Source organism: Streptomyces sp. NPDC006516 (assembly GCF_040611875.1).
In the GTDB taxonomy this organism is placed as follows: Bacteria; Actinomycetota; Actinomycetes; order Streptomycetales; family Streptomycetaceae; genus Streptomyces.
In genome coordinates this window covers 209332-235274 of sequence record NZ_JBEXPD010000013.1, presented here as the reverse complement: position 1 = coordinate 235274, position 25943 = coordinate 209332, and the positions used below count along the sequence as shown (strand labels likewise).

At 72.4% G+C, this 25943-nt stretch carries 24 protein-coding genes; 10 read left to right on the top strand and 14 right to left on the bottom strand.

Annotated features, from left to right (window positions below):
* Window positions 1-391 precede the first annotated feature (391 nt).
* Window positions 392-1405, bottom strand: a complete 1014-nt coding sequence (locus ABZY45_RS28965; RefSeq protein ID WP_356744550.1) for a helix-turn-helix domain-containing protein — start codon at window positions 1403-1405, stop codon at window positions 392-394.
* Window positions 1406-1479: 74 nt separating this feature from the next.
* Between ABZY45_RS28965 and ABZY45_RS28960 the strand changes: the two genes are divergently transcribed.
* Window positions 1480-2064, top strand: a complete 585-nt coding sequence (locus tag ABZY45_RS28960) for a cysteine hydrolase family protein (RefSeq protein WP_356744548.1) — start codon at window positions 1480-1482, stop codon at window positions 2062-2064.
* A 6-nt stretch (window positions 2065-2070) separates the two neighbouring features.
* Here ABZY45_RS28960 and proC read toward each other — a convergent pair whose 3' ends face one another.
* From proC to ABZY45_RS28930, 6 genes are all read right to left on the bottom strand, one after another.
* Entirely contained in the window at window positions 2071-2880 is an 810-nt protein-coding gene (gene proC / locus ABZY45_RS28955) for a pyrroline-5-carboxylate reductase (RefSeq protein ID WP_356744546.1), read from the bottom strand.
* 65 nt (window positions 2881-2945) lie between these two features.
* Complete coding sequence (locus tag ABZY45_RS28950) at window positions 2946-3704, bottom strand: ABC transporter permease (RefSeq protein ID WP_356744544.1); 759 nt, start codon at window positions 3702-3704, stop codon at window positions 2946-2948.
* Window positions 3701-4483 carry an ABC transporter ATP-binding protein gene (locus tag ABZY45_RS28945; RefSeq protein ID WP_356744542.1) on the bottom strand — a complete coding sequence of 261 codons (783 nt, stop codon included), beginning with the start codon at window positions 4481-4483 and terminating at the stop codon, window positions 3701-3703. The genes ABZY45_RS28950 and ABZY45_RS28945 overlap by 4 nt, the downstream gene beginning before the upstream one ends.
* A 63-nt stretch (window positions 4484-4546) precedes the next feature.
* A complete protein-coding gene (locus ABZY45_RS28940) occupies window positions 4547-5317 on the bottom strand; it encodes a methyltransferase domain-containing protein (protein WP_356744540.1) in 771 nt (256 codons plus the stop codon).
* A gap of 52 nt (window positions 5318-5369) precedes the next feature.
* On the bottom strand, window positions 5370-5918 hold the full coding sequence (locus ABZY45_RS28935) for a hypothetical protein (protein ID WP_356744538.1): 549 nt from the start codon (window positions 5916-5918) through the stop codon (window positions 5370-5372).
* A gap of 34 nt (window positions 5919-5952) precedes the next feature.
* The gene (locus ABZY45_RS28930) at window positions 5953-6297 is read right to left on the bottom strand and encodes an SH3 domain-containing protein (RefSeq protein ID WP_356744536.1); all 345 of its coding nucleotides are present in this window, start codon (window positions 6295-6297) and stop codon (window positions 5953-5955) included.
* Between the two features lie 123 nt (window positions 6298-6420).
* Between ABZY45_RS28930 and ABZY45_RS28925 the strand changes: the two genes are divergently transcribed.
* On the top strand, window positions 6421-8616 hold the full coding sequence (locus ABZY45_RS28925; protein WP_356744534.1) for a serine/threonine-protein kinase: 2196 nt from the start codon (window positions 6421-6423) through the stop codon (window positions 8614-8616).
* Window positions 8617-8650: 34 nt separating this feature from the next.
* On the opposite strand, the gene ilvD is transcribed toward ABZY45_RS28925, so the two are convergent.
* The 5 genes from ilvD to ABZY45_RS28900 all read right to left on the bottom strand — a co-directional run bounded on the left by ilvD (window position 8651) and on the right by ABZY45_RS28900 (window position 14673).
* Window positions 8651-10501, bottom strand: a complete 1851-nt coding sequence (gene ilvD, locus ABZY45_RS28920) for a dihydroxy-acid dehydratase (RefSeq protein ID WP_356744532.1) — start codon at window positions 10499-10501, stop codon at window positions 8651-8653.
* Window positions 10502-10768: 267 nt separating this feature from the next.
* Entirely contained in the window at window positions 10769-11953 is a 1185-nt protein-coding gene (locus tag ABZY45_RS28915; RefSeq protein ID WP_356744567.1) for a PQQ-binding-like beta-propeller repeat protein, read from the bottom strand.
* 246 nt (window positions 11954-12199) lie between these two features.
* On the bottom strand, window positions 12200-12823 hold the full coding sequence (locus ABZY45_RS28910; RefSeq protein ID WP_356744530.1) for a TetR family transcriptional regulator: 624 nt from the start codon (window positions 12821-12823) through the stop codon (window positions 12200-12202).
* Window positions 12820-13644 carry a sugar phosphate isomerase/epimerase gene (locus ABZY45_RS28905; protein WP_356744528.1) on the bottom strand — a complete coding sequence of 275 codons (825 nt, stop codon included), beginning with the start codon at window positions 13642-13644 and terminating at the stop codon, window positions 12820-12822. The genes ABZY45_RS28910 and ABZY45_RS28905 overlap by 4 nt, the downstream gene beginning before the upstream one ends.
* An 81-nt stretch (window positions 13645-13725) precedes the next feature.
* Window positions 13726-14673 (bottom strand): Ppx/GppA phosphatase family protein, encoded by a 948-nt coding sequence (locus ABZY45_RS28900; RefSeq protein ID WP_356744525.1) that lies wholly within the window; start codon window positions 14671-14673, stop codon window positions 13726-13728.
* Window positions 14674-14705: 32 nt separating this feature from the next.
* Between ABZY45_RS28900 and ABZY45_RS28895 the strand changes: the two genes are divergently transcribed.
* On the top strand, window positions 14706-15548 hold the full coding sequence (locus ABZY45_RS28895; RefSeq protein WP_356744523.1) for a hypothetical protein: 843 nt from the start codon (window positions 14706-14708) through the stop codon (window positions 15546-15548).
* A gap of 101 nt (window positions 15549-15649) precedes the next feature.
* Here ABZY45_RS28895 and ABZY45_RS28890 read toward each other — a convergent pair whose 3' ends face one another.
* Complete coding sequence (locus tag ABZY45_RS28890) at window positions 15650-17452, bottom strand: hypothetical protein (RefSeq protein ID WP_356744521.1); 1803 nt, start codon at window positions 17450-17452, stop codon at window positions 15650-15652.
* Window positions 17453-17587: 135 nt separating this feature from the next.
* Here ABZY45_RS28890 and radA point away from each other — a divergent pair, with 135 nt between their 5' ends.
* Window positions 17588-19000 (top strand): DNA repair protein RadA, encoded by a 1413-nt coding sequence (gene radA, locus ABZY45_RS28885; protein ID WP_356744519.1) that lies wholly within the window; start codon window positions 17588-17590, stop codon window positions 18998-19000.
* Window positions 19001-19080: 80 nt separating this feature from the next.
* Window positions 19081-20205 (top strand): DNA integrity scanning diadenylate cyclase DisA, encoded by a 1125-nt coding sequence (disA, locus tag ABZY45_RS28880; RefSeq protein ID WP_356744517.1) that lies wholly within the window; start codon window positions 19081-19083, stop codon window positions 20203-20205.
* Between the two features lie 220 nt (window positions 20206-20425).
* Here the strand turns inward: disA and ABZY45_RS28875 are convergent, their stop codons facing one another.
* Complete coding sequence (locus tag ABZY45_RS28875; protein ID WP_356744565.1) at window positions 20426-21253, bottom strand: hypothetical protein; 828 nt, start codon at window positions 21251-21253, stop codon at window positions 20426-20428.
* 260 nt (window positions 21254-21513) lie between these two features.
* Here ABZY45_RS28875 and ABZY45_RS28870 point away from each other — a divergent pair, with 260 nt between their 5' ends.
* The 5 genes from ABZY45_RS28870 to cseC all read left to right on the top strand — a co-directional run bounded on the left by ABZY45_RS28870 (window position 21514) and on the right by cseC (window position 25936).
* A complete protein-coding gene (locus ABZY45_RS28870) occupies window positions 21514-22416 on the top strand; it encodes an A/G-specific adenine glycosylase (RefSeq protein WP_356744515.1) in 903 nt (300 codons plus the stop codon).
* Between the two features lie 181 nt (window positions 22417-22597).
* The gene (locus ABZY45_RS28865; protein ID WP_356744513.1) at window positions 22598-23188 is read left to right on the top strand and encodes a SigE family RNA polymerase sigma factor; all 591 of its coding nucleotides are present in this window, start codon (window positions 22598-22600) and stop codon (window positions 23186-23188) included.
* Window positions 23189-23238: 50 nt separating this feature from the next.
* Window positions 23239-23871, top strand: coding sequence for a hypothetical protein (locus tag ABZY45_RS28860; RefSeq protein WP_356744511.1), 633 nt, complete (start codon window positions 23239-23241; stop codon window positions 23869-23871).
* 11 nt (window positions 23872-23882) lie between these two features.
* Window positions 23883-24596 (top strand): two-component system response regulator CseB, encoded by a 714-nt coding sequence (gene cseB / locus ABZY45_RS28855; RefSeq protein ID WP_356744509.1) that lies wholly within the window; start codon window positions 23883-23885, stop codon window positions 24594-24596.
* Window positions 24593-25936 carry a two-component system sensor histidine kinase CseC gene (cseC, locus tag ABZY45_RS28850; RefSeq protein ID WP_356744507.1) on the top strand — a complete coding sequence of 448 codons (1344 nt, stop codon included), beginning with the start codon at window positions 24593-24595 and terminating at the stop codon, window positions 25934-25936. The genes cseB and cseC overlap by 4 nt, the downstream gene beginning before the upstream one ends.
* Window positions 25937-25943: the final 7 nt, after the last annotated feature.

Below are 25943 nucleotides of genomic sequence, written 5' to 3'. Positions count from 1 at the left end.
GGGCGCTTCCCTTCGTTCTTGCGTTTCCGACTCTATCAGACTCTTTCGTGTCCGATTCCCGGTCGAAGCGGGTTACTGCTTGTTTCGCTTTCCAGCTCTTCGCTTTCGCGTTTCCCTTTCCGGCGAGTCCGACTCTATCAGATCCTTTCGGGCCTGATTCCCAGTCAGCGGGTTTTGCCATCCCGGCCGTTGGGCCGTTCCGACGAGTGAGACTTTAGCGGAATCCCCGGCCCCGACGCTAATCGGGTCACCTTCGAACGCTCATTCCTCATTTCGCACGTGCGCACATTAAAACGACACGACAGATGTCGTTCGTTTCGAGTGGTTCCTGCGGAATGGCTGTCCGGGGACCGACCGGAGTCGGCGCTCACGTCGGACAACTCGGAGCACACTACGGATCGGGGACGGGCGTGTCAACCCCCCTCCCGCCACCTGCGTCGCGGAAGGCCAGCCTGTAGTCGCGCGGGCTGGTGGCCAGCTGTGCCGCGAAGTGCTGGCGCATCGTGACCTCGCTGCCGAAGCCCGCGCGACGGGCGACCTCGGGGAGGGCCAAGTCGGTTCGTTCCAGCAGCTTCTGGGCTGCGGCGACGCGTTGTGTGATCAGCCAGCGCATCGGTGTCGTCCCCGTCGTGGCCTGGAATTGCCGGGCGAAGGTTCGGGGCGACATGCCGGCCAGGGCGGCGAGCCCGGCCACGGTGTGGGGCTCCGCCAGACGGGTCAGTGCGTGGGCCCGGACCTCGGCGAGCGCGTCCGCGTCCCGGTCGGCCCGGGGCGTGGGGTGTTCGATGAACTGTGCCTGGGTGCCCGTACGGAACGGTGCCGTCACCATCGAACGCGCGATCGTCGCCGCCGCTTCCGCCCCGTGGTTCGTCCGTACGAGGTGCAGGCAGAGGTCGATGCCCGCCGCGGTCCCGGCCGAGGTCCAGATGTTGTCCTCATGGACGAAGAGCGCGTCCCGCACCACGCTCACCCGTGGGTGCCGCTCCGTGAGCAGTTCGGTGAGGTTCCAGTGGGTGACCGCCCGGCGGCCGTCCAGCAGTCCTGCCTGGGCGAGCGTGAACGCGCCACCGCAGAGCGCGGCGATCGGCGTACCCCTGCCGTGGGCGCGGCGCAGGGCGTCGAGCACCGGGGCCGGGGCCGGCGTGACGTGGTCGTCGAGTCCGGGGACGACGACCAGGTCCGCGCGGTCGAGCCACGCCAGCGCGCGGTCGGGAGTGAGGGACAGGCCGCCGCGCAGGGGGACCGGCTCCGGGCCGTCGGCGGCGCGGCGCAGGTCGAAGGCCGGCACCCCCCGGTCGGTGCGGTCGACGCCCCACACCTCCGTGATGACGGAGACGTCGAAGGCGCGGATACCGGGAAAGGCGACCAGAGCGATGCGGGCGGGGCGGCTCGGGGGCGCGGTCATGGTGGCAGTAAAGCATCGGTCGATGACTTTCATGCCTCTGGGAACGGACCGCCGCGGCGAGCAGAGTGAGGGGTATGGAGATCACGGAGAACGCGGCGCTGGTCGTCGTCGATGTACAGCAGGGATTCGAGGACGAGGAGTACTGGGGTCCTCGCAACAACCCGGAGGCCGACCGGAACATCGCGGAGCTGCTCGATGCCTGGCAGGCGAGCGGCAGGCCCGTCGTGTTCGTCCGGCACGACTCGCAGAAGCCCGGCTCGCCGCTGCGGGTGGGGGACCCGGGCAACCACTTCAAGGGATACGTCGCGGAGCGGCGCGGAAAGGGCACGGGCCCCGAGCTGTTCCTGACGAAGTCGGTGAACTCCGCCTTCTACGGCACACCCGATCTGGACGCCTGGCTGCGTGAGGCCGGGGTGCGGCAGTTCGTGGTGGCGGGGATACAGACCAACATGTGCGCGGAGACGACGGCGCGCATGGGCGGCAATCTGGGCTACGAGGTCTTCTTCGCCCTCGACGCCACCTACACGTTCGACGCGGTCGGTCCCTGGGGCTGGAAGCTGAGCGCCGACGAGCTGGCGCGGGCCACCGCCGTGACCTTGCACGGCGGCGGGTTCGCGAACGTGGTGCGCAGCGAGGAGCTGGTGGCCGCCGTGCGGTAGCGCGGGTCAGCCGTTGCCGGTGGCCAGCTCACGGCTGCGGTCGCGGGCCGCTTCGAGCGCGGCAATGAGGGCCGCCCGTACGCCATGGTTCTCCAGCTCCCGGATCGCGCTGATGGTCGTGCCGGCCGGGCTGGTGACGGCCTCGCGGAGCTTCACCGGGTGTTCGCCGCTGTCCCGGAGCATGACCGCCGCGCCGATGGCGGCCTGGACGATCAGGTCGTGCGCCTGGGCGCGGGGCAGACCGAGCAGGATGCCCGCGTCGGTCATGGCCTCGACGAGGAAGTAGAAGTACGCGGGTCCCGAGCCGGAGAGGGCGGTGGCCGCGTCCTGCTGGGACTCCGGGACGCGGGCGGTCTTGCCGACGCCGCCGAAGATCTCCTCGGCGTGGTCGAGGTGCTCGGCGGTGGCGTGGCTGCCCGCCGAGATGACGGACATCCCCTCGTCGACCAGGACGGGGGTGTTCGGCATGACGCGTACGACCGGGGTTCCCTCGGTGAGCCTGTCCTCGATGAAACCGGTCGTGATGCCCGCGGCGGCGGTGATGACGAGGCGGTCGGCGGAGGTGTGGGGGGCGAGCTCGTCGAGGAGCCTGCCCATGTCCTGGGGCTTGACCGCCAGGATGAGGATGTCGGCGCTCTTGGCGGCTTCCGCGTTGGTGACCGTCCGGACGCCGTAGCGGGCGCGGAGTTCTTCGGCGCGCTCGTGGCGGCGCGTGGTGACCAGCAGATCCGCGGCCCGCCAGCCCGCCCGGATCATGCCGCTGAGCAGGGCCTCGCCGATCTTTCCTGTGCCGAGGACTGCGACTGTCTGGGTCATGCGGTTCATCCTCCGGGTGGCGGTGCTCGGTGCTGGTGTGGCACCGCCATCCTCGCACCGCGCCCTCAGCCGGTGCGGCGCCGGAGGGTGGCCGCGCCCAGGCAGAGGACGAGCAGGGCGCAGCCCGCGACGATCAGGATGTCGCGGTAGAAGTCGGCGGTGATGTCCGTGTGGGTGAGGACCTGGTTCATCCCGTCGACGGCGTACGACATCGGCAGGACGTCGGAGACGGCCTCCAGGACGGGATGCATCTGGTCGCGCGGGGTGAAGAGCCCGCACAGCAGGAGCTGCGGGAAGATCACCGCCGGCATGAACTGGACCGCCTGGAACTCGGAGGTGGCGAAGGCCGAGACGAACAGGCCGAGCGCCGTGCCGAGGAGGGCGTCGAGCAGGGCCACGACGAGGAGCAGCCAGGGGGAGCCGACGACGTCGAGGCCGAGGACCCATACGGAGACGGCGGTCGCCAGGACGGACTGGACGACGGCGATGGCGCCGAAGGCGAGTGCGTACCCGGCGATCAGGTCGCCCTTGCCGAGGGGCATGGTGAGGAGGCGTTCGAGGGTGCCCGAGGTGCGTTCGCGGAGGGTGGCGATCGAGGTCACCAGGAACATCGTGATCAGCGGGAAGATGCCGAGCAGCGAGGCGCCGATGGAGTCGAAGGTGCCCGGGCCGGAGTCGAAGACGTAGCGCAGCAGCGTGATCAGGAGGACCGGGAGGACCAGCAGCAGGGCGATGGTGCGGGGGTCGTGGCGGAGCTGGCGCAGGACGCGTGCGGCGGTGGCCAGGGTGCGTGCCGTGCTGAGTGCGGGGGCGGCGGTGCTCATCGGGTCGTCTCCTGGCGGGTGGCCGCGGCCTCGTCCACCAGGTGGAGGAACGCGTCTTCCACGGTGGCGGAGGCGGTACGGGTGCGGAGGGCGTCGGGGGTGTCGTCGGCGAGGATCTCGCCTTCGCGCATGAGCAGCAGCCGGTGGCAGCGTTCGGCCTCGTCCATGACGTGCGAGGAGACGAGGACGGTGGTGCCCCGCTCGGTGGCGAGGCTGTGGAAGAGGTTCCACAGGTCGCGGCGGAGTACGGGGTCGAGGCCGACGGTCGGCTCGTCGAGCACCAGGAGTTCGGGGGTGCCGAGCAGGGCGACGGCGAGAGAGACCCGGCTGCGCTGACCGCCGGAGAGCTCACCGGCGAGGGCCTCGGCGTGGCTCGCGAGGTCGACGTCGCCGATGGCGCGGGTGACGGCCTCCTCGCGTGCGGCGCGGTGCGCGCGGCCCGGCAGGAGCACGGCCGCGAAGTAGTCCAGGTTCTGCCGGACGGTCAGGTCGCTGTAGACCGAGGGCGCCTGGGTGACGTAGCCGACGCGGTTACGTACGGCCGGGTGGCCGGCTGGGCGGCCGAGGACGTGGAGGGCGCCCGTGACCTTGGCCTGGCTGCCGACGACCGCCCGCATGAGGGTCGATTTGCCGCAGCCGGACGGGCCGAGGAGACCGGTGATCCTGCCCGGCTCGACGGTGAAGTCGAGGCCGCGGAGGACCGTGCGGTCCCCTCGTACGACGGTGAGGGCGCGGGCCTCGACGGCGCTCGTGGCTGTCGCGCGCAAGGAATTCATCATGTGATGAATATTGATCCGGCCGGAGTGCCTCGTCAAGGGATGCGGAGGGCCCGGCCGGGGCGGTCAGCGGATCAGCACCGCGACCTCCACCACGTAACGCTCCTCGACCTGGCCGTCGGGGAACACCGTGGCCAGGTGACGGCGCTCCTCGTCCAGGAAGCGGCGGGTGGACGCCTCGCCTTCGGCGCCCTGGACCAGGAACGCGGAGTGGCTGGAGAGGTTGGCGAGATGCGTGTCGACCGGCACCGTGCGCGACCACCGGAGCAGCCGTTGCGCGAACTCCCCGCCGGGCAGCTGCCGGAGGTTTCGCGAGCCCGCGCCGCCGGGTGAGCCGTGGGCGCTGTCGCCGGTGCCGAAGTGGCGGCGCAGCCGCGTGTCCTGCTCGGCTGTCCAGGGGGCGGAGTGGTCGGCGACGTTCCACCAGAGCGCCAGGGCGCCGCCGGGCCGCAGGACACGCAGCGCCTCGGGGAGCGAGCGGTCGGGGTCGGTCCAGTGCCAGGACTGGGCGTAGGTGATCAGGTCGGCCGACGCGTCGGCCAGTGGGAGGCGGTTGCCGTCACCCCGGACCACGGGGACGGCGGGCAGCGACCGCCGCAGTTCTGCGGCCATGCCGGGCCCCGGCTCGACGGCGGTGACCAGAGCGCCGCGGGCGCGCAGGAGGCGGGTGGCGATGCCCGTCCCCGCGCCGACGTCGACGACACGGGAGCCGCTCAGGGGGCGGCCGGTCAGCTCCTCGACGGTGTCGAGGAGAGCGGGCGGGTATGCGGGGCGTGCGGCGGCGTACAGGGCGGCGGCACGATCGAACGAGAGGGCGCGGGGCGCTGAAGCGGGCATGGTTCATCGTGCCCGGGCCCCGGCGTGCGCCGGGGCGCGATCGCGCTCGGTTCTAGCGGCGTCCGGGGCGCTTGCCCTTGGCGCTCTTGCGGGCCGCCGGGTTCCCGGTGCGGGAGGAGCGGCGCTTCGCGTACTGGGCGAGGGCCGTCTCGTACTCCGTACGCCGCAGCTTCTCGCCCGGCGCCTCGGTGAAGGAGCGGAAGAAGTAGGCGAGCAGCGAGCCGATGAAGCCGATCGACTTCAGGCCGCGCAGCCTGTCCTCCTGGGAGGGATCGGCCGGGCGGCGGGTGAAGCCCTCCCAGGTCCTGCGGAAGGCGATGGCGCTGCACACCGCGAACATCAGCACCACGAGCAGACCGACGAAGCTGCCGACCTCGGCGATCTCCAGCCCCTGGTAGGCGAAGCGCAGGACGAAGCACGAGGCGACGGCTGCCACGAGGGAGCCGACGGTGGCCCCCACCCGCCGCAGCCCGTACCCGCCGTCGTGGTCGACCCAGGTCGTACCGAAGAAACGGAGAGGTTCGGGCTGCGGCCCCGGTGTGGCGGCGCCGGGCGCCGTGCTGCCGGAGGGCGTGCCGGATGCTTCGCTGTTCTCGCTCACGGGATCGATTATCCCCGGGCGGGCACCGGCTCCGTCAGTCGCAGCGCGGAGCGATGTAGCCGTCACTGCCCGTGCGGACGTACGCGTCGGACACGAACTGGCCGTTGGCGATGTTGTCCCAGAGGTTCGACGTGCCGTAGGGACCGGAGATCCACTCCCCCGGCATCTGGCAGTAGACCGGGACGCTCATGCCGTACGGCAGTGTCCGGACGATCCCGTACTGCGTGCCCGGCCCCCTGCGCACGTTGACCCGGTAGCCGGGCGCGATGGGATAGACGACGGTCGCCGCGGCGAGCGTCGCCACCTCCTCGGCAGCCGTCTCCGCGACCACCGCGGTCGCGGTCGCGACATCCGTGGTGACGTTCTCCTCAACACCCATGCGGGCCTCCCCCGTTGAAAGCGATGCGTGTGACGCGCAGGCTAACAAGCCCCACGCTCCTCGCACGCACCATCGACTAGGCTCCGTGCGTCGCGCTTGCGGTCGAACACACGGGGGTGGGCGATGCCGCCGCTGCGAGGGACCGGATCACATCCGGAAGCGGAGCATCCTGAGTACGCCGGGCAGTACCGGCTCGAGGCATGCCTCGGGGCGGGCGGCATGGGTGTCGTCCACCTGGCACGCTCCCCCTCGGGGCTGCAGCTCGCGGTCAAGGTGGTGCACCGCCAGCACGCGGCGGACCCAGAGTTCAGGGCGCGTTTCCGGCAGGAGGTCACTGCTGCCCGGCGGGTCAGCGGGGCGTTCACCGCGCCGGTCGTGGACGCGGACCCGACGGCCGCGCTGCCCTGGATGGCCACCCTGTACGTGCCGGGCCCGACCCTCTCGGCGCAGGTGAAGCGGAACGGCCCGATGAGCCCGGCCGAACTGCGCAGGCTGACGGCGGGACTCGCCGAGGCCCTGCGCGACATCCACCGGGCCGGGGTCATCCACCGGGATCTCAAGCCGAGCAACGTGCTGCTCCCCGACTCCGGGCCCAAGGTCATCGACTTCGGGATATCCCGGCCCTACGACAGCGATGTGCGTACGGAGACCGGAAAGCTGATCGGCTCTCCGCCGTACATGGCGCCCGAGCAGTTCCAGCGGCCCCGCGAGGTGGGTCCCGCCGCCGACGTGTTCGCGCTCGGGGCGGTACTGGTCCACGCGGCGACGGGCCGGGGCCCCTTCGACTCGGACAGTCCCTATCTCGTGGCCTACCAGGTGGTGCACGACGAGGCGGACCTGGCCGGAGTGCCGGAGGACCTCTCGCCGCTGGTCGGGCGCTGCCTGGCGAAGGACCCCGCGGAGCGCCCCACCCCGGACGAGATCATGGCCGCTCTGCACCCTCCTTCCTACGAGGCGGCGGCCTTCATCCCGGTGCAGCGCAAGCCGCTCGCCGTCGAGCGCGGGGAGCCGGCGGCGTCCCGGGAGGGCGTCTCGCCGGAGGCCGCGGAGACGACCACGCACATCCGGGCGGCGAACGGGCCTGCGTCCGGCTCGGACACGGGGACCGGCCGGCGGGCACGGCGCAGGCTCGCGGTCGCCGCCGCGCTGTCGGTCCTGGTGGCCGGGGGCGTCTGGGCGGCGGGTGCGAGCTCCGGGACGCCGGAGGCAAAGGGGCCGGGCAGCGGGACGGAACGTCCGGCTGCCTTCGTACCGTGGCAGACGCCGCTGCGGTCCCAGGAGGGCTCCACCCCGGCGTGCGCCCCCGCCGGTTCCTCGCTGTACTGCGTCTCGGCAGGGTTCGGCGCCGCGGCTCTGGATCCCGCGCACGGGCGGGTGCTCTGGTCGCACACCGAGCCCCTCTCGGGGCAGTCCGGTCCCGCCTCGGGGGGTGTACGGCCCGGCGGCACGGTGGCCGGGAACGTGGCCTACACCGTCGTGCCGGGCGAAGTGCTGCGCGCGTACGCCACGGCCACGGGCACGGAGCTCTGGCACAAGGACCTCTCCGCGTACCTCGACACCCCGTTCCCCGCGGGGGACCTGCTGCTGACGGCCCGGCAGGACGGCACGCTCCAGGCGCTCGACGCGGGTACCGGCGCGTCCCGCTGGCGGCACGGCGTCCCGGGGCACCGGGCTCCGGCCTACGCGCTGTACGAGGGTGGGACCGGGGTCGCGTACGTCTTCGAGAACTCGGCGCAGGGCACCACCACTCTCGTCACGGCGATCGAGGCGAGGACCGGGGACACGGCCTGGCAGCGCGAGCTGGACGGGCTGCTCACCCCGGTCGGCACCTCGGGCGGGGCGCTCCTGCTGACGGCGATGAACGAGAAGGCCCAGACGACCGGTCTCGTCCGCTACGACCCCGCGCGCCGCGAGGCGACCCGGGTGCCGTTGCCCTTCCGGATGAACGCCCCGGAGACCGTGGTGGACGGGGACACCGCCCTGCTGCTGGAGCGCGGGGGAACCCTGCTGGCTGTCGACGTCCGCCCGGGCGCCGCGCGCGCCGAGCGGTGGCGGCTGGAGACGGCCGTCGGGACGACCTCGGCACCCGTACTCGGAGCGGGCGGCCGGCTGTACTTCTCGGCGGCCGACGGGCGTCTGCTCGCCGTCGACACGGAGCACGGGACGCTGCTGGGCCAGACGCGGCCGAGGCTCAGGGCGGGGAAGCTCAGCCATGCCTCGTCGCTGCCCGCCCCCGTCGTCCTCGGCGGGAGCGTCGTCGGGACCGCCCCGGACGGGTCCGTCTTCGCCGTGGACGCGAACGGCCCCGCCGCCTGGTGAGACCAGGGGCGGGGCCGGGCGGGGCCGCTGTGGATCAGCCGAGCTTGGAGACGTCGCGGACGGCGCCCTTGTCCGCGCTGGTCGCCATCGCCGCGTACGCGCGCAGCGCCTGGGAGACCTTGCGCTCGCGGTTCTTCGGCGCGTACACGCCGTTCAGCGCCTCGCGGCGGGTGGCCAGTTCCGCGTCGGGGACGAGGAGCTCGATGGAGCGGTTCGGGATGTCGATCCGGATCCGGTCACCGTCCTCGACCAGCGCGATCGTGCCGCCGGACGCCGCCTCGGGCGAGGCGTGGCCGATGGACAGACCGGACGTGCCGCCGGAGAACCGGCCGTCCGTGACGAGCGCGCAGGTCTTGCCGAGGCCCCGGCCCTTGAGGAACGACGTCGGGTAGAGCATCTCCTGCATGCCGGGGCCGCCCTTGGGGCCCTCGTAGCGGATGACGATGACGTCGCCGTGCGTGATCTCCTTGCGGAGGATCTTGTCGACGGCGTCCTCCTGGGACTCGCAGACCACGGCCGGCCCCTCGAAGGTCCAGATCGACTCGTCGACGCCCGCCGTCTTCACCACACAGCCGTCCACGGCGAGGTTCCCCTTGAGGACGGCCAGGCCGCCGTCCTTGGAGTAGGCGTGCTCCATGTCGCGGATGCAGCCTCCGGCCGCGTCCGTGTCGAGGCTGTCCCAGCGCTCGGACTGCGAGAAGGCGGTCGCGCTGCGGACGCAGCCCGGGGCGGCGTACCAGAGCTCGACGGCCTCGGGGGACGGGGAGCCGCCACGGACGTCCCAGTTCTTCAGCCACTCGTCGAGGCTGCTGGAGTGGACCGCGTGCACGCCTTCGTTGAGCAGCCCGCCGCGGCGCAGCTCGCCGAGGAGGGCGGGGATGCCGCCGGCCCTGTGCACGTCCTCCATGTAGTACGTCCCGCCGGGCGCCACGTTGGGGGCGACCTTCGCGAGGCAGGGGACCCGCCGGGAGATCTCGTCCATCTCCGGGAGGCCGAAGTCGAGCCCGGCCTCCTGGGCGGCGGCCAGCAGGTGGAGGATCGTGTTGGTGGAACCGCCCATCGCGATGTCGAGGGCCATGGCGTTCTCGAACGCCTCGCGGCCGGCGATGCTGCGGGGCAGGACGGAGTGGTCGTCCTCCTCGTAGTAGCGCTTGGTGATCTCGACGATCGTGCGGCCGGCGTTCTCGTACAGCGCCTTGCGGGCGGTGTGGGTGGCGAGGACCGAACCGTTGCCGGGAAGGGCCAGACCGATCGCCTCGGCGAGACAGTTCATCGAGTTGGCGGTGAACATGCCCGAGCAGCTGCCACACGTCGGGCAGGCGTTCTCCTCGATGCGGAGGATGTCCGCGTCGGAGATCTTGTCGTTGACCGCGTCCGAGATCGCGTCGACGAGGTCGAGGGTGCGGACCGTGCCGTCGACCAGTGTGGTCTTGCCGGCCTCCATCGGACCGCCGGAGACGAAGACCACGGGGATGTTGAGGCGCAGCGCGGCCATCAGCATGCCGGGGGTGATCTTGTCGCAGTTGGAGATGCAGATCAGGGCGTCGGCACAGTGGGCCTCGACCATGTACTCGACGCTGTCCGCGATGAGGTCACGGGAGGGCAGGCTGTAGAGCATGCCGCCATGGCCCATGGCGATGCCGTCGTCCACCGCGATGGTGTTGAACTCGCGGGGCACCGCGCCCGCGGCCTTGATGGCCTCGGAGACGATCCGGCCGACGGGGGCGAGGTGCGTGTGGCCCGGCACGAACTCGGTGAACGAGTTGGCCACCGCGATGATCGGCTTGCCAATGTCCTCACTGGCTACGCCGGACGCACGCATAAGGGCGCGGGCGCCCGCCATGTTGCGGCCGTGGGTGACAGTGCGGGACCTCAGCTGGGGCATCGTCTCTCGCTCCTTCGACAGAAAAGACTGCTCCCGAGGTTACGCCTCCCGTGCCAAGATCTGGACACACTGTCCGTAATGCGGGATACGGAACTCAACGGGCGGACAGGGACGGCGCCTTCCCGGCCGCGCCTTGCCCCCGCCCCCGTGCCCTGTGCCCGTACCCCCGCCCCCGCGCCCTGCCGCGCCCAGGGCCATGGCCCCCACGCCCGCACGGGTCGCGCGCGTCACACCCGGGCGCCGCACCTCACCGCGGGCCGTCGCATGTCACACAGCGGGCAGCGCCTGGAGCCGTCCGGCATGCAGTGCGGCCAGCCGCTTGCCGCCCGCCACCACGTACCACTGCTCCAGCGAGCCCTTGCCGTCGTTGTAGGTCCAGCGGAGCTTTCCGTCGCGGGCGTCGTAGGCCTGGACGCCGCCGTTCTCGTCGAACTCCGTGGCTCCGTAGAGCGTGTCCCCGACCTTGGCGAACTGGAGGGGGACCGAGACGTCGAGCAGGTCGGTGTTGTGCCACCGCTGCTTGCCGGTGGAGGGGTCGACGGCCCACAGGGCGTGGGCGCTGTCCGAGGCGTAGAGCACCCCGTCGAGGATGCTCGGGCCGTTGAACGAGGAGAACTCCTCGGTCTTCAGCGCCCAGCGCTCACTGCCGTCCTCCACGGAGAAGGCACGCAGGTGCCGGCTGTCGGCGACGAACACCGCCCCTTCGTGCACGGCGATGCGCTCGAAGTTGGAGCTGCTGATCTTCTTCGTCCACAGCTGGCGGCCCGTCGCGGCGTCCCGGACCGTGAGGTTCTTGCGGTGGTCCGTGTAGACGAGCCGGCCGTCCAGCACCACGGAGGTGATGCCGGACTCCTCGGTCCCCGCGTCCCTGCGCTCGGTCCAGACGGCCTTGCCGGTGCGGAGGTCGATGGCGGCTATCACGTTGTGCTGCGAACTGAGGTCCTTCTCCAGGATTCCCGCGATCACGTACACGTGGTCCTTGTCGGCGCCGACGGGCCGGGGCTGGGCGTACCGCCCGTCCAGGCGGCTGCGCCAGGTCTCCTTGCCCGTGGCCGGGTCCAGGCCCACGAGGTCACCGTCGTACGTGCCGCTGGCCAGGTAGAGCGTGCCCCCGCTCATGATCAGCCGCGCGCCGGGCTGGGCGGCGCCCTTCAGCGACCAGAGCTCCTCACCGGTGGCGAGGTCCCGGCCGACCAGGGGATCGCCGGCCACCAGCACCACGTTCCCGGCGACGGCGAGCACCTCCTGGTTACCGAGGGTCGTGGCCTTTGCGGGGTGCTGCCACAGGGCACGCGGGGCGGTCCCGGCGGGCGGTGTCGTGAACGCGTCCCCGCCCTCGGCTCCGCCACCGGGCTTCGAGGCCCCGGCTCCCCCGGCGGGGTCCGTCTCCTCCGGGCCGCAGGCCGTCGTCAGCGCCCCGGTCAGCACGAGGCCGATCCCGGCACCGGCCATCCGCAGCAGGTTGCGACGGGGCAGGGCGGAGGACCTGGTGCCCTGCGCCGGCTGTTCCTGGCTGTTCGCGTTCCGAGTCGTCATGATTTCGCTCCCCCATGGTTGCCATTCGCGACGTACGGCCGCGGTGCACGGCTTTCGCACAGCCAACCATCAGGATTCGGACAGGTCAGCAGCTGATACTGATCCGCAACAACGCTGTGAAGCCACCGGCACAGCCGTCACAGGAGCAAAACCCGGGGAGGGTCAGCGGTCCGCGAGGTACCGCTGGAGCGTGGGGGCCACCATGGCGACGATCTTCTCCGGTTCCGCGGACGCCAGCGGCTCCGCCTTGATCACGTACCGGAGGATCGCGATGCCGACCATGTGCGAGGCCGCGAGTTCGGCGCGGAAGGTGGGATCGGGCACGTCGAGCTCCGCCGCGATCCGCTCCAGCAGCCGCCGGAGCACGAAGCCGCGCAGCACCCTCGCCGCCGCCTCGTGGGTGAGCGCGGAGCGGAGTATCGCCAGCATCGGCGCCCGCGACACCGGGTTCTCCCACACGCCGATGAAGTAACGGGCCAGCCGCTCCCCCAGGTCCTTCTCGGGACCTTCCAGGATCGTGGGGAGGACGAGCGCCGGCTCGAAGGAGACCTCCACGGCCGCGGCGAACACGTCGTCCTTCGTGCCGAAGTAGTGGTGGACCAGGGCGGCGTCCACGTCGGCCGCCTTGGCGATGCCCCGGACCGACGTCTTGTCGTAGCCGCGTTCGGCGAACTCGGTACGGGCCGCCTCCAGGATCCGGGTCCTGGCGTCGGGGCCGGTGGCGTGCGCCGTCCGCGGGGGACGGCCCCTGCGCCGGGGGGCGGGGCCGTCGGTGCCGGGGGTCACTGGCCGGGCGTCCGCGCCGACGAGGCCAGGTGGAGCCGGGTGAAGGCGAGCGCCTCCGCGAGGTCGGCCTCACGTTCGGCCGACGACATGGCGCGCCGGGTGTTGACCTCGATGACCACATGCCCGTCGAAGGAACTACGGGCCAGCCTCTCCAGCAGCTCCGCGCACGGCTGGTCACCCCTGCCGGGCACCAGGTGCTCGTCCTTGCCCGAGCCCTTGCCGTCGGCGAGGTGGACGTGGGCGAGCCGGTCGCCCATCCGGTCCACCATGGCCAGACCGTCGGTGCGCGCGGTCGAGGTGTGCGAGAGGTCGACGGTGAAGTGCCGGTAGTCGTCGTTGCTGACGTCCCAGGCGGGGGCGTACGCGAGCATCTCGCGGTCGCGGTAGCGCCACGGGTACATGTTCTCCACCGCGAAGCGCACATCGGTCTCGTCCGCCATGCGCCAGATGCCGGTCACGAAGTCGCGGGCGTAGTTGCGCTGCCAGCGGAACGGCGGATGGACGACCACCGTCGAGGCGCCGAGCTTCTCGGCAGCGGCCCTGGCCCGCTGGAGTTTCACCCACGGGTCGGTGGACCAGACGCGCTGGGTGATCAGCAGACAGGGCGCGTGCACGGCGAGGATCGGGACCTGGTGGTAGTCCGACAGCCGTTGCAGCGCCTCGACGTCCTGACTCACGGGGTCGGTCCACACCATGACCTCGACACCGTCGTAGCCCAGGCGCGCGGCGATCTCGAAGGCCGTCGCCGTCGACTCCGGATAGACCGAGGCCGTCGACAGGGCGACCTTCGCATCCGGGATGCGCACCACTGGTTCTGCCACGTGGACAGGGTACGGGCAGCGGTACGCCTCGCCGAGGGACCCCGGCTGAAAGTGAGCAGGACCATGACCCGGTCCGGACGGTCAGGCGAGCACCGCGTGCGCCGCCGGCAGGTGGTCCAGCCGGCGCAGGATGACCCCTTCGCGCAGCGCCCAGGGGCAGATCTCCAGCTCCTCCACGCCGAACAGGTCCATCGCCCCCTCGGCCACCATCGCCCCCGCGAGCAGCTGCGCGGCCCGTCCGGGGGTGACCCCGGGAAGCCCGCCCCGCCGCTCCACGGTCATCACCGACAGCTTCGGCACCCACTCCTCCAGGGCCTTGCGGGTGAGGACGCGCTGCACGTACAGGCCCTCGGCCGAGCGCGCGGCGCCCGAGATCCTGGCCAGTTGCCGGAAGGTCTTGGAGGTCCCGACGACGCGATCGGGCGGACCCAGCCTGGTGAAGTCGCCGACCGTACGGGCGATGCCGGCGCGGACGTGGCGGCGCAGCGCCCGTACGTCGGCCGGGTCCGGCGGGTCGCCCGGCAGCCAGGCGGCGGTCAGGCGGCCCGCGCCGAACGGCAGCGAGACGGCGGCGTCCGGCTCCTCGTCCATGCCGTAGCCGACCTCCAGCGAGCCGCCGCCGATGTCGAGGACCAGCAGCTTCCCCGCGGACCAGCCGAACCACCGGCGGGCGGCCAGGAAGGTCAGCCGGGCCTCCTCCTCACCGCTGAGGACGGCGAGGGCGACGCCGGTCTCGTCCCGCACCCGGGTCAGCACCTCGTCCGCGTTGCTCGCCTCACGCACGGCGGACGTGGCGAACGCCAGCACGTCCTCGCAGCCCTTGTCCTCGGCAGCCTGGAGCGCGTCGGCGACCGTCGTCACGAGGCGCTCCACGCCCTCGGGGCCGATGGCACCGTCCCGGTCGAGGAGTTCGGCCAGCCGCAGCTCCGCCTTGTGCGAGTGTGCGGGCAGCGGGCGGGCGCCGGGGTGCGCGTCGACCACCAGAAGGTGCACCGTGTTCGACCCCACGTCGAGGACTCCGAGTCTCATACGCGCACGCTACTGCGGCTTACTCTGGGCGCGTGCCAAAGACGAAAAAGGCGAAGCCGGACAAAGCCACGAAGAAGCAGCGGAAAGCGAAGCAGGAGATGCAGCAGCCGGAAGCAACGGGGCCGGGCGGGCCCGACGAGAAGGGGCTCGACTTCGCGCGGGCCTGGGTCGAATTCCCCGACCCCACCGACGACGAGCAGGTCTACCGCTGCGATCTGACCTGGCTGACCTCCAGGTGGTCCTGCATCTTCGGCAGCGGCTGCCAGGGCATCCAGGCGGGTCGCGCGGACGACGGCTGCTGCACGCTGGGCGCCCACTTCTCGGACGAGGACGACGAGAAGCGGGTGGCCGGGCACGTGGCACGGCTCACCCCGGAGCTCTGGCAGTTCCATGACGTCGGCACGAAGACGGGCTGGGTGGGCGTCGACGAGGACGGCGAACGCCAGACGCGGCGCTGGGAGGGCTCCTGCATCTTCCAGAACCGGCCCGGCTTCGCGGGCGGCGCGGGCTGCTCGCTGCACATCCTGGCTCTGCGGGAGGGCAAGGAGCCGCTGGAGACCAAGCCCGACGTCTGCTGGCAGCTGCCGGTCCGCCGGACCTACGACTGGATCGACCGGCCGGACGACACCCGCGTGCTCCAGATCTCCATCGGGGAGTACGACCGGCGGGGCTGGGGACCCGGCGGGCACGACCTGCACTGGTGGTGCACCTCCGCGACCTCGGCGCACGGGGCCGGAGAGCCGGTCTACGTGTCCTACCGGCCCGAGCTCACCGAGATGATGGGCAAGGAGGCCTACGACCGGCTGGCCGAGCTGTGCGAGCAGCGGCTGGCGTCCCTGCTGCCGATGGCGCCGCATCCGGCGGACCCCGCCTGAGCCGCAAGGGCTGCTGGCGCCGCGCGTACGGGGGCCCGGCCCGCCGCTGCCGGGCGCTCCGCCTCGCACCCGGGCCGGCCGCGTCACCCGGGCCGGGCGCGTCACCCTGCCGGTCCGGACGAGGAGTCCGAGGGCGCCGGGTCGGACGGCGGAGCGGGCTCGGTGGAACCGCCGGTCGGTGAGGGTGTGGGAGAGCCGGGGGTCTCCGTCGGCTGCTCCGTCGGAGTCGGGGTCGGGGTGGGCGTCGGCTCCGGGGCCGGATCCGTCGGCGGTGGGGTGGACGGCGTGGGGCCGGGCGGCTGCGTGGGCGGGGGAGGTGAGGGCCGCGGGCTCTCCGGGCGAGGTGACGCGGCGCCGTGTCCGGTGATCGCGACCGCGGATCCCGTGGGGCTGAGCACCACGCGGGCGTTCCAGGGGCCCTGCGGTTCGGCCGCGCTGTTCACGAAGACGTAGAAGGTGACGCTCCGGCCGGGGGCGACCGTGCCGGACGTGCGGCTCAGGCGCAGCCACGCGGCGTCGGCGCGTGCCGACCACGCGACGGCCTCGGTGCCGGTCGCGGTCAGGGTGATCGCCGTACGGCTGCCGGACGAGCGGGCCGAGACCGCGAGCCTGCCGGCGCCCCGCGGCCCCGGTCCCACGCTGATGACCTCGGCCGAGACGTCCGGTGTCCGGGGGTCCTGAGTGAAGGCGCCGTCGCCCTCGGGGCGGGCGTTGCCCGCGTTCTCGTAGTGGTCGTACGCGTCGTCGCCGAGCCCGGACCCTTCGTCGGTGTCCGCCGCGCTGACCGAGGTGTCGCGGCCCTCGCCGGTCAGCGGCGCGCCCCGGTAGGCGGCCCAGAGGGCGATCACGGGGGCGGCGACGACGGTCGCCACGACCGTCGTCGTCACGACCCGGGCGCGCACTCTGTCCCGGCGTGCGGCGTGGTCCTTGGGATCCAGGGGAAAGCCCGTCCGGCCGAAGCGCGGTGCGCCGGACCGGGAGCGCCGGGCGTGGGCCAGGGCGACGCGCACGGAGGGGCGGGGCGCCTCGACGACCGGGAGGGCGGCCGCCGGGGTGACGGCCGCTCCGGGCCAGGGGCCGGCGGCTCCGGCGCGCTCGGCGGCGCGGCGGCAGCGGGGGCAGTCGTCGACATGCCGGACGAGCTCCCGGCGCAGGGCCGCCGACAGCAGCACCTGATGGGTCCCGGTGAGCCGGGCGACGGCCGGGCAGTCGCCCTTCTCCACGACGGCGAGGGCGGCGCGGGTGCGCTCCACCTCGCAGGCGGCCCCGGCCAGGAGCTCCCGCGCGCCGGCGGCGTCGAGGCCGAGGACGGCCGCGACGGCACGCGGCGTGAGCCCGTGGCGTACGGCGAGCTCCAGCGCCTCGCGCTGCTCGGGGGTGGTGCCCGCAGCCTCCGGCCAGGCGAGCTGCGCGAGCTCGCGCCGGCGCGCTTCGGCCGCCGGGGACTCCTGGGCGGCCCCGGGGGCGGCGGCTTCCTCCGGGGTGCCACCGCCCCCGGAGGGACGGGCGGGCGCGGTCGGTGCCGTGGGGCGGCGGTGCGCCTGTCGGCCTTTGCGCTGTTCCGTCAGCGCGCGCAGGCACATCCACCTGGCCAGGGCGTACAGCCAGGATTTACGTTCCTCCTCGGCCGTGGGGCACCGGCCGTCCTGCCGTTCGGCGATCGCGAGGACCGAGCCGAGCGCCTCCGTGGCGGCCTCGTGGTCGCAGAGCACGGAGAGGCAGTAGGTGAACAGGCCGTCGAGGTACGGCTCGTAACGTGCGGGCGATCGCTGCTCCGACGGGCGGGCCGTGCGGCGGTGCGCCCGGTGTGCGCCGGTGCGGGGTGTGGGGGTCTCCAGCCTGCTGCTCGTCACGGGGCGACCGTAGGCAGATGAGGGCGCAAGCACGACAGCACTTTCCGACATTTAATCCGTACGGGTGACACTCTCCCTCGAAAGGGGACAGGAATCCGGTTTCTCTCCGGAACTACCGCATCGGCCACATGTTCGTTCTCCTCGCCCGCGACCGGCACTGTCGGACCCCACCTATACGGTGACGCCATGGCTGCCCGTACGAAATCCGCGAAGGACCGTCCGTCCTACCGCTGCACCGAATGCGGCTGGACGACGGCCAAATGGCTCGGCCGCTGCCCGGAGTGCCAGGCCTGGGGCACGGTCGAGGAGTTCGGCGGCGCACCCGCGGTGCGTACGACCGCGGCGGGCCGGGTCTCCTCGGCCGCCGTACCGATCGGCCAGGTCGACAGCAGGCAGGCCACGGCCCGCTCGACCGGGGTCGGGGAGCTCGACCGTGTGCTCGGCGGGGGGCTCGTGCCCGGCGCCGTCGTGCTGCTCGCCGGTGAGCCGGGCGTCGGGAAGTCGACGCTCCTGCTGGACGTGGCCGCCAAGGCGGCGAGCGAAGACCACCGCACCCTGTACGTCACGGCGGAGGAGTCCGCGAGCCAGGTGCGCATGCGGGCCGACCGGATCCGGGCGATCAACGACCATCTGTACCTGGCGGCCGAGACCGACCTCTCGGCGGTGCTGGGACATCTGGACGCGGTCAAGCCGTCCCTGCTGGTCCTCGACTCCGTGCAGACCGTCGCCTCGCCGGAGATCGACGGCGCGCCCGGCGGTATGGCGCAGGTCAGGGAGGTCGCGGGGGCTCTCATCCGGGCCTCGAAGGACCGCGGGATGTCCACGCTCCTGGTCGGCCACGTCACCAAGGACGGGGCGATCGCGGGGCCGCGGCTCCTGGAGCACCTCGTCGACGTGGTGCTCTCCTTCGAGGGCGACCGGCATGCCAGGCTCCGGCTCGTGCGCGGCGTGAAGAACAGATACGGCGCGACGGACGAGGTCGGCTGCTTCGAGCTGCACGACGAGGGGATCACCGGCCTGGCCGACCCCTCCGGCCTCTTCCTCACCCGCCGCGACGAGCCCGTCCCCGGCACCTGTCTGACGGTCACCCTGGAGGGCAAGCGCCCCCTCGTCGCCGAGGTGCAGGCGCTGACGGTCGATTCACAGATCCCCTCGCCCCGGCGCACCACCTCGGGCCTGGAGACCTCCCGGGTATCGATGATGCTGGCCGTCCTGGAGCAGCGGGGCCGGATCAGCGCGCTCGGCAAGCGGGACATCTACAGCGCCACCGTGGGCGGCGTGAAGCTCACCGAGCCCGCGGCGGACCTGGCGATCGCCCTGGCCCTGGCCAGCGCGGCCAGCGACACACCGCTCCCGAAGAACCTGGTGGCGATCGGTGAGGTGGGTCTCGCCGGGGAGGTCCGAAGGGTGACCGGGGTCCAGCGCCGGCTGGCCGAGGCGTACCGTCTTGGGTTCAAGCACGCCCTGGTTCCACGGGACCCGGGGAGGGTCCCGGCCGGTATGAAGGTCACGGAAGTCGCCGACATGGGCGACGCGCTCAGAGCCCTCCCGCGCAGGTCTCGTCAGGACGGACCACGGGAGGACGGCGCACGCCGGTAGACTTTGCCCTGGTCTCGCCCGCCCGTACGAACGGTATGAGGGACGCAAGGGCACCGCAAACCTGTGACCGGAGGAGTGCAGTGGCAGCCAACGACCGGGCAGCATCGCCCGGAAAGTCCGGCCAAGGCACGGGTAACGAGGCGCTGATGCGCGCCTCGTTGAGCGCGGTCGCGCCCGGAACGGCCCTCCGCGACGGCCTGGAGCGCATCCTCCGCGGCAACACCGGCGGACTGATCGTTCTCGGTATGGACAAAACCGTCGAATCCATGTGTACCGGCGGTTTCGTGCTGGATGTGGAGTTCACCTCGACCCGCCTGCGCGAACTGTGCAAGCTGGACGGCGCGATGATCCTCGACAAGGACATGACCAAGATCCTCCGGGCCGGCGTCCAGCTGGTCCCGGACGCCTCGATCCCCACCGAGGAGACGGGTACCCGGCACCGCACGGCGGACCGGGTCTCCAAGGCCTGCGGCTTCCCCGTCGTCTCGGTCTCCCAGTCGATGCGGCTGATCGCGCTGTACGTGGACGGCGAGCGGCGGGTCCTGGAGGAGTCGTCCGCCATCCTCTCCCGCGCCAACCAGGCCCTCGCCACCCTGGAGCGGTACAAGCTCAGGCTGGACGAGGTCGCCGGCACGCTCTCCGCGCTGGAGATCGAGGACCTGGTGACCGTCCGGGACGTGACGGCGGTCTCGCAGCGGCTGGAGATGGTCCGCAGGATCGCGACCGAGATCGCCGAGTACGTCGTGGAGCTGGGCACCGACGGCCGCCTGCTCGCACTCCAGCTGGACGAGTTGATCGCGGGCGTGGAGCCGGAGCGGGAGCTGGTCGTGCGCGACTACGTACCCGAACCGACCGCGAAGCGGTCCCGTACGGTCGTGGAGGCGCTGTCCGAGCTGGACACGCTCAGCCACACCGAGCTGCTCGAACTTCCGGTGGTGGCGCGGGCGCTGGGTTACAGCGGCTCGCCGGAGACGCTGGACTCGGCGGTCTCCCCGCGGGGTTTCCGGCTGCTGGCCAAGGTGCCGAGGCTGCCCGGGGCGATCATCGAGCGCCTGGTGGAGCACTTCGGCGGCCTCCAGAAGCTGCTCGCCGCGAGCGTGGACGACCTCCAGGCGGTGGACGGTGTCGGCGAGGCACGCGCCCGGAGCGTGCGGGAGGGCCTCTCGCGGCTGGCGGAGTCCTCGATCCTGGAACGCTACGTCTAGGTTTCATCCGCCCGGCTCACGGGTTCGGGCCGTACACCCCGGCCCCGCGCTGCCGGTCACGCACCCCGGCCCGGCTCCCTCCGGGACACGCGGGGCGCACGCAGGGACCGCGCAGGGCGCCCGCGCAGAATCGATTCTGCTGCGCCGCACGGCGGTTGGGCCCCGCCGGAGATCACTCCCCGTGGCACACCGCCGAGTTGTCAGTCCCCGGCCGGGACGATCAGTCCTTGGCCAGCACGAACGAGGCGCGCAGCACGGTCTCGCCCGGGATCTTCGCTTCCAGCAGATACGTGCCCGGGGCAGCGGCGCCGGCGGGCGGCGTCGCGCACTTGGGCGCGCTCTTCCCGCGGTTCCAGTCCACGGTGTGGACGACCGTCCCGCCGGCCGGGATCCTCAGGAAGAGGGCTCCGGCCTTCGGGCAGTCGGCGGAGGACCACAGCTGCTCGTCGTCCTCGCCGGCTTCGGTGATCGTGAGCACCGCGCTCTTCGGGCCGAGGTCGGCCTTGCAGTCGGCGGCCGAGGTGTTGCTCGCCGTCAGCCGGAAGCGCGGCTTGTCGTCGGGGCCGTAGCTGAGCTCGGTCTTCAAGGTCAACCGCAGCGTGGCGGGCGTGCAGTTGGGGAGGGACGAGCCGGCCGGGACCTGCTGTCCGGCGCTCGTACCGCCGCTGGTGCCCGCGCTCGCACCCGTCGACGTGGAGCCATCCGCTCCGGTGCCCGCTCCCCCGGCGCCCGAGCCGGTGTCGCCGCCCGGACCGGCGGCCCCGCCGCTCGCTCCGGAGCCCGTGGATCCGCCCGTTCCGGACCCGCCCGACTCATCGCGTCCGCCCGGGGGTTGACCGACGACCGGTCCCGAGCTGGAGGGGCCGGGAGTGATGGACGGGGCGGGATCCGAGCCTCCGGGCTTCCCGTCGTCCTGCCCGCCGCCACTGCCGCCACGCGAGGTGACGGCCCACGCAACCAGGGCCGCGAGCAGCGCGATCACCAGCACCGCTACTGCTCTCCGACGCCAGTAGATGCTGGAGGGAAGCGGCCCGACCGGATTGCGCATAGATCCCACGGACCGAACTGTACGAGAGATCCAGGCCAACTCCGGCCCACAACCGCCGCTCTGATCGACAAGTTTTCCAGATCATCATCACGGCTCGGCCGCTGTCGGGCAGTTACAGCCACTTTGCCCGGCTCGGGCATCGTCCGCCCCGTACGAAGGGACAGAACGGGTGGCGTTATCACCCCGTGAGCCCTCAGCCGGACCGACACCCCCGTGGCCGTGCCCCCTCCCGCGTCTTCCGTGCCAGGATCGTAGGTGCGATGACTGCCACGACTTCGACACAGACGCCCCCCGCCTCCCTCCATGCCCCCGTCATCGGGTGGTTCGAGCAGCACGCCCGCGATCTGCCCTGGCGCCGCCCCGAAGCGGGCGCCTGGGGTGTGATGGTGAGCGAGTTCATGCTGCAGCAGACCCCGGTGAACCGGGTCCTCCCGGTCTACGAGCAGTGGATGGCCCGCTGGCCCCGCCCCGCGGACCTGGCCGCCGACGCACCGGGCGAAGCCGTCCGCGCCTGGGGCCGGCTCGGTTACCCACGCCGCGCGCTACGCCTGCACGGGGCCGCGCAGGCGATAACGGAACGCCACGGCGGCGATGTGCCGAGCGAGCACGGCCAGCTGCTCGCCCTGCCCGGGATCGGGGAGTACACGGCGGCGGCCGTGGCCTCGTTCGCCTACGGGCAGCGTCATGCCGTACTCGACACGAACGTACGCCGGGTGTTCGCCCGGGCCGCCACCGGCATCCAGTACCCGCCGAACGCGACGACCGCCGCCGAGCGCAAGCTCGCGCGCGCACTGCTCCCCGAGGAGGACGACCGCGCCGCGAGCTGGGCGGCGGCCACGATGGAACTCGGTGCCCTGGTGTGCACCGCGAAGAACGAGGACTGCACGCGCTGCCCGATCGCCGGACAGTGCGCCTGGCGGCTCGCCGGGAAGCCCGCCCACCAGGGACCGCCGCGCCGCGGTCAGACGTACGCCGGCACGGACCGCCAGGTGCGGGGCCGGCTGCTCGCGGTGCTGCGTGACGCGGTCACCCCGGTGCCGCAGTCCGCACTGGACGCGGTGTGGGAGGAGCCCGTGCAGCGGGCGCGCGCCCTGGACGGCCTCGTGGCCGACGGTCTCGTCGAGCCTCTGGCGAACGGCCGGTACCGGCTGCCCCTGTCCTGACGCATCATGGCGGCGCGGCTGTCCAGCGGCTGTTACACAACCGATGGACAGCCGTGCGTCCGTGTACGGCTGCTCCGCACACCCTCGTGACAACCCCTCCGTAACGTCATCGGACGTCGGCCACGGGACCACCCGGCCGACGGCGGTACGACGGGGATCCACGGGGACGGAGGCGGTTGTAATGGCGCAGGGCGAGGTGCTCGGCTTCGAGGAGTACGTACGGACCCGGCAGGACGCGCTGCTGCGCAGTGCCCGCCGGCTCGTGCCCGACCCCGTGGACGCGCAGGACCTGCTGCAGACCGCGCTGGTCCGCACCCTCGGCCGCTGGGACGGGATCGCGGACAAGTCCCTCGCCGACGCCTATCTGCGCCGCGTCATGATCAACACGCGTACGGAGTGGTGGCGGGCCCGCAAGCTCGACGAGGTCCCCACCGAGCAGCTTCCCGACGCGAGCGTCGACGACGGTGCCGAGCAGCGCGCCGACCGCGCCCTGCTCATGGACGTACTCGGTGTGCTGGCTCCGAAGCAGCGCAGCGTCGTCGTGCTGCGACACTGGGAGCAGATGAGCACGGAGGAGACGGCCGCGGCCCTCGGCATGTCGGCCGGTACGGTGAAGAGCACGCTGCACCGTGCCCTCGCACGGCTCCGCCAGGAGCTCGAGGACCGCGCGGCCCGGAGCGGCGAGGCCGAGGGGGCACCCGCACCGGCACGGATACCCGCACAGCGGGACAGGCGTCATGACGAGCGGGGGCGGGAGCGGTGCGCGGCCTGACAGGCAGCGGTGGCGACAGGCCGGCGGGGAGCCGGGGAGTCGGGGCCACCGTGGCGGCGGGGAGTACGGCGGTGGCCGGGCTCGCCGCCTTCGGCCTGTTCTGCTCCGGCTGTTCCACGAGTGGTACGGGCACGCGTGACGAGGGCCCGGCGGGTACCCAGCAGGTCGCGGTGGCCACCCCGACGAGCGCCGTCCCCGCGGGGACGGCCACGCCCATGCCCCGGGTCGACGCCGTGCGACTCGTGAAGGCCGACCCCGAGGTGAGCCGGCGGCTCAAGGAGGACCTGAAGCCCTGCACCGGTGACGAGTACCCGGTCGACACCTCCTACGGCACGCTCACCGACGGCTCCTCGGCCGATGTCGTGGTCAACGTGATGACCTGCGGCGATTCGGTGGGGGTCGGAACGTACGTCTACCGCAGGCTCGCCGACGGTTCGTACGGGAACGTCTTCGCCGCCGAGGTCCCCGCGGTCTACGGGACGATCGACCGGGGCGACCTGGTGGTGACCACCCAGGTGTACGGCTCGAAGGACTCGGTCGCCTACCCGTCCGGCGAGGACGTCGTCACCTATCACTGGGCCTCCGGCCGGTTCACGGAGACCGACCGGGTGCACAACGAATTCAACCGGGCCGTCGGCGGCGGGGAAGGCGCTCTCCCCGCACCGCAGCCGACGCAGAACTGAGAGCCGTTCGCATGGCCGAGACCCATGTCCTGTTCGTCGAGGACGACGACGTCATCCGCGAGGCCACCCAGCTCGCCCTGGAGCGGGTGGGCTTCGCCGTCACCGCGGTGCCCGACGGCCTGCTGGGCCTGGAGGCCTTCCGGGCGGACCGTCCGGACATCGCGCTGCTGGACGTGATGGTGCCGGGGCTGGACGGTGTCAGCCTGTGCCGTCGCATCCGGGACGAGTCGACCGTGCCCGTGATCATGCTGTCCGCGCGGGCGGACGCGATCGACGTGGTGCTGGGCCTGGAGGCCGGGGCCGACGACTACGTCACCAAGCCCTTCGACGGGGCGGTGCTCGTCGCACGCATCCGCGCCGTCCTGCGCCGCTTCGGCCATGCCTCCGGGGCGGGCGGCCGTACCGACGGGGGCGCCGGGGCCCGGGACGACGCGGACGGCGGCGTGCTGGTCTTCGGTGACGTGGAGATCGACACCGAGGGCATGGAGGTGCGCCGAGGAGGCGCGCACGTGGGTCTCACGCCGACGGAGATGCGGTTGCTGCTGGAGTTCTCCTCGGCTCCCGGGACGGTCCTCTCCCGGGACAGGCTCCTGGAGCGGGTCTGGGACTACGGCTGGGGCGGGGACACCCGGGTCGTCGACGTCCATGTGCAGCGGCTGCGCACCAAGATCGGGCAGGACAGGATCGAGACGGTCCGCGGCTTCGGCTACAAGCTGCGCGCATGAGACGGCTGGCGCTGCGGACGGGTGTCCGCTGGAAGATCAGTATCGCGATCGCCGCGGTCGGCGCGCTCATCGCGCTGGCGCTGAGCCTCGTCGTCCACAACGCAGCCCGGGTGTCGATGCTGGAGAACGCCCGCGAGGTGCAGCTGGAGCGCCTGCTGTTCGCCCAGCGGCTGTACGAGGCGGCGAGCACCCAGAAGCCGTCCCCGAAGTTCGGCGCCAAGATCAACGATCCGGCGCTGCCGCCGAGTCTGCGTGACCGGATCCGGGACAACCGGCGCGCCACCCATGTCGACGAGAAGGCCGACGGGGTGCCGGACGTCTGGGCGGCCGTTCCCCTGGCCAACGGCGACGTGCTGTCGCTGCACACCCGGTTCGCCGACCGCAGCGCCACGATCATGAGTGACCTGGACCGGGCGCTGATCATCGGCTCGGTATCGGTCGTCTTCGGCGGCTGCGCGCTGGGCGTCCTGATCGGCGGCCAGTTGTCCCGGAGGCTGCGCAAGGCCGCGGCGGCGGCCGGCAAGGTCGCCCAGGGCAACACGGAGGTCCGCGTACGGGAGGCCGTCGGAGGTGTCGTGCGCGACGAGACCGACGAGCTGGCCCGGGCGGTGGACGCCCTGACCGACGCGCTGAACGAGCGGATCGAGGCGGAGCGCAGGGTCACCGCGGACATCGCCCACGAGCTGCGCACCCCGGTGACGGGGCTGCTCACCGCGGCCGAGCTGCTGCCCCCGGGGCGGCCGACGGAGCTCGTACGGGACAGGGCGCAGGCGATGCGGACCCTGGTCGAGGACGTCCTGGAGGTCGCCAGGCTGGACAGCGCGTCGGAGCGGGCCGAGCTCCAGGAGCTGCCGCTCGGCGAGTTCGTGAGCCGCCGGGTCAGGCTGCTGGATCCGGAGATCGCGGTACGGGTGGTGCACGAGTCCTGGGTGTCCACGGACCCGCGCCGGCTGGAGCGCATCCTGGGCAATCTGCTGGGGAACGCCGCAAAGCACGGCGCGGGGCCGGTCGAGGTCACGGTCGAGGGCCGGGTCGTACGGGTCCGCGATCACGGGCCGGGCTTCCCGGAGGCGCTGCTGCGGGAGGGACCGAGCCGGTTCCGTACGGGCAGCAGCGACCGGTCCGTGCGGGGGCACGGGCTGGGGCTGACCATCGCCACCGGGCAGGCACGTGTCCTGGGCGCGAGGCTGACCTTCCGCAACGCGGGGCCGCCCGGGAACACCGGCGACACCAGGGACACCGGGGACGCGGGCGGGGCCGTGGCCGTGCTCTGGCTGCCCGAGCACGCCCCGACGAACACCGGGAGCTTCCCGATCCTGCGGCAGACCGACCTGGACTGAGCGGGCA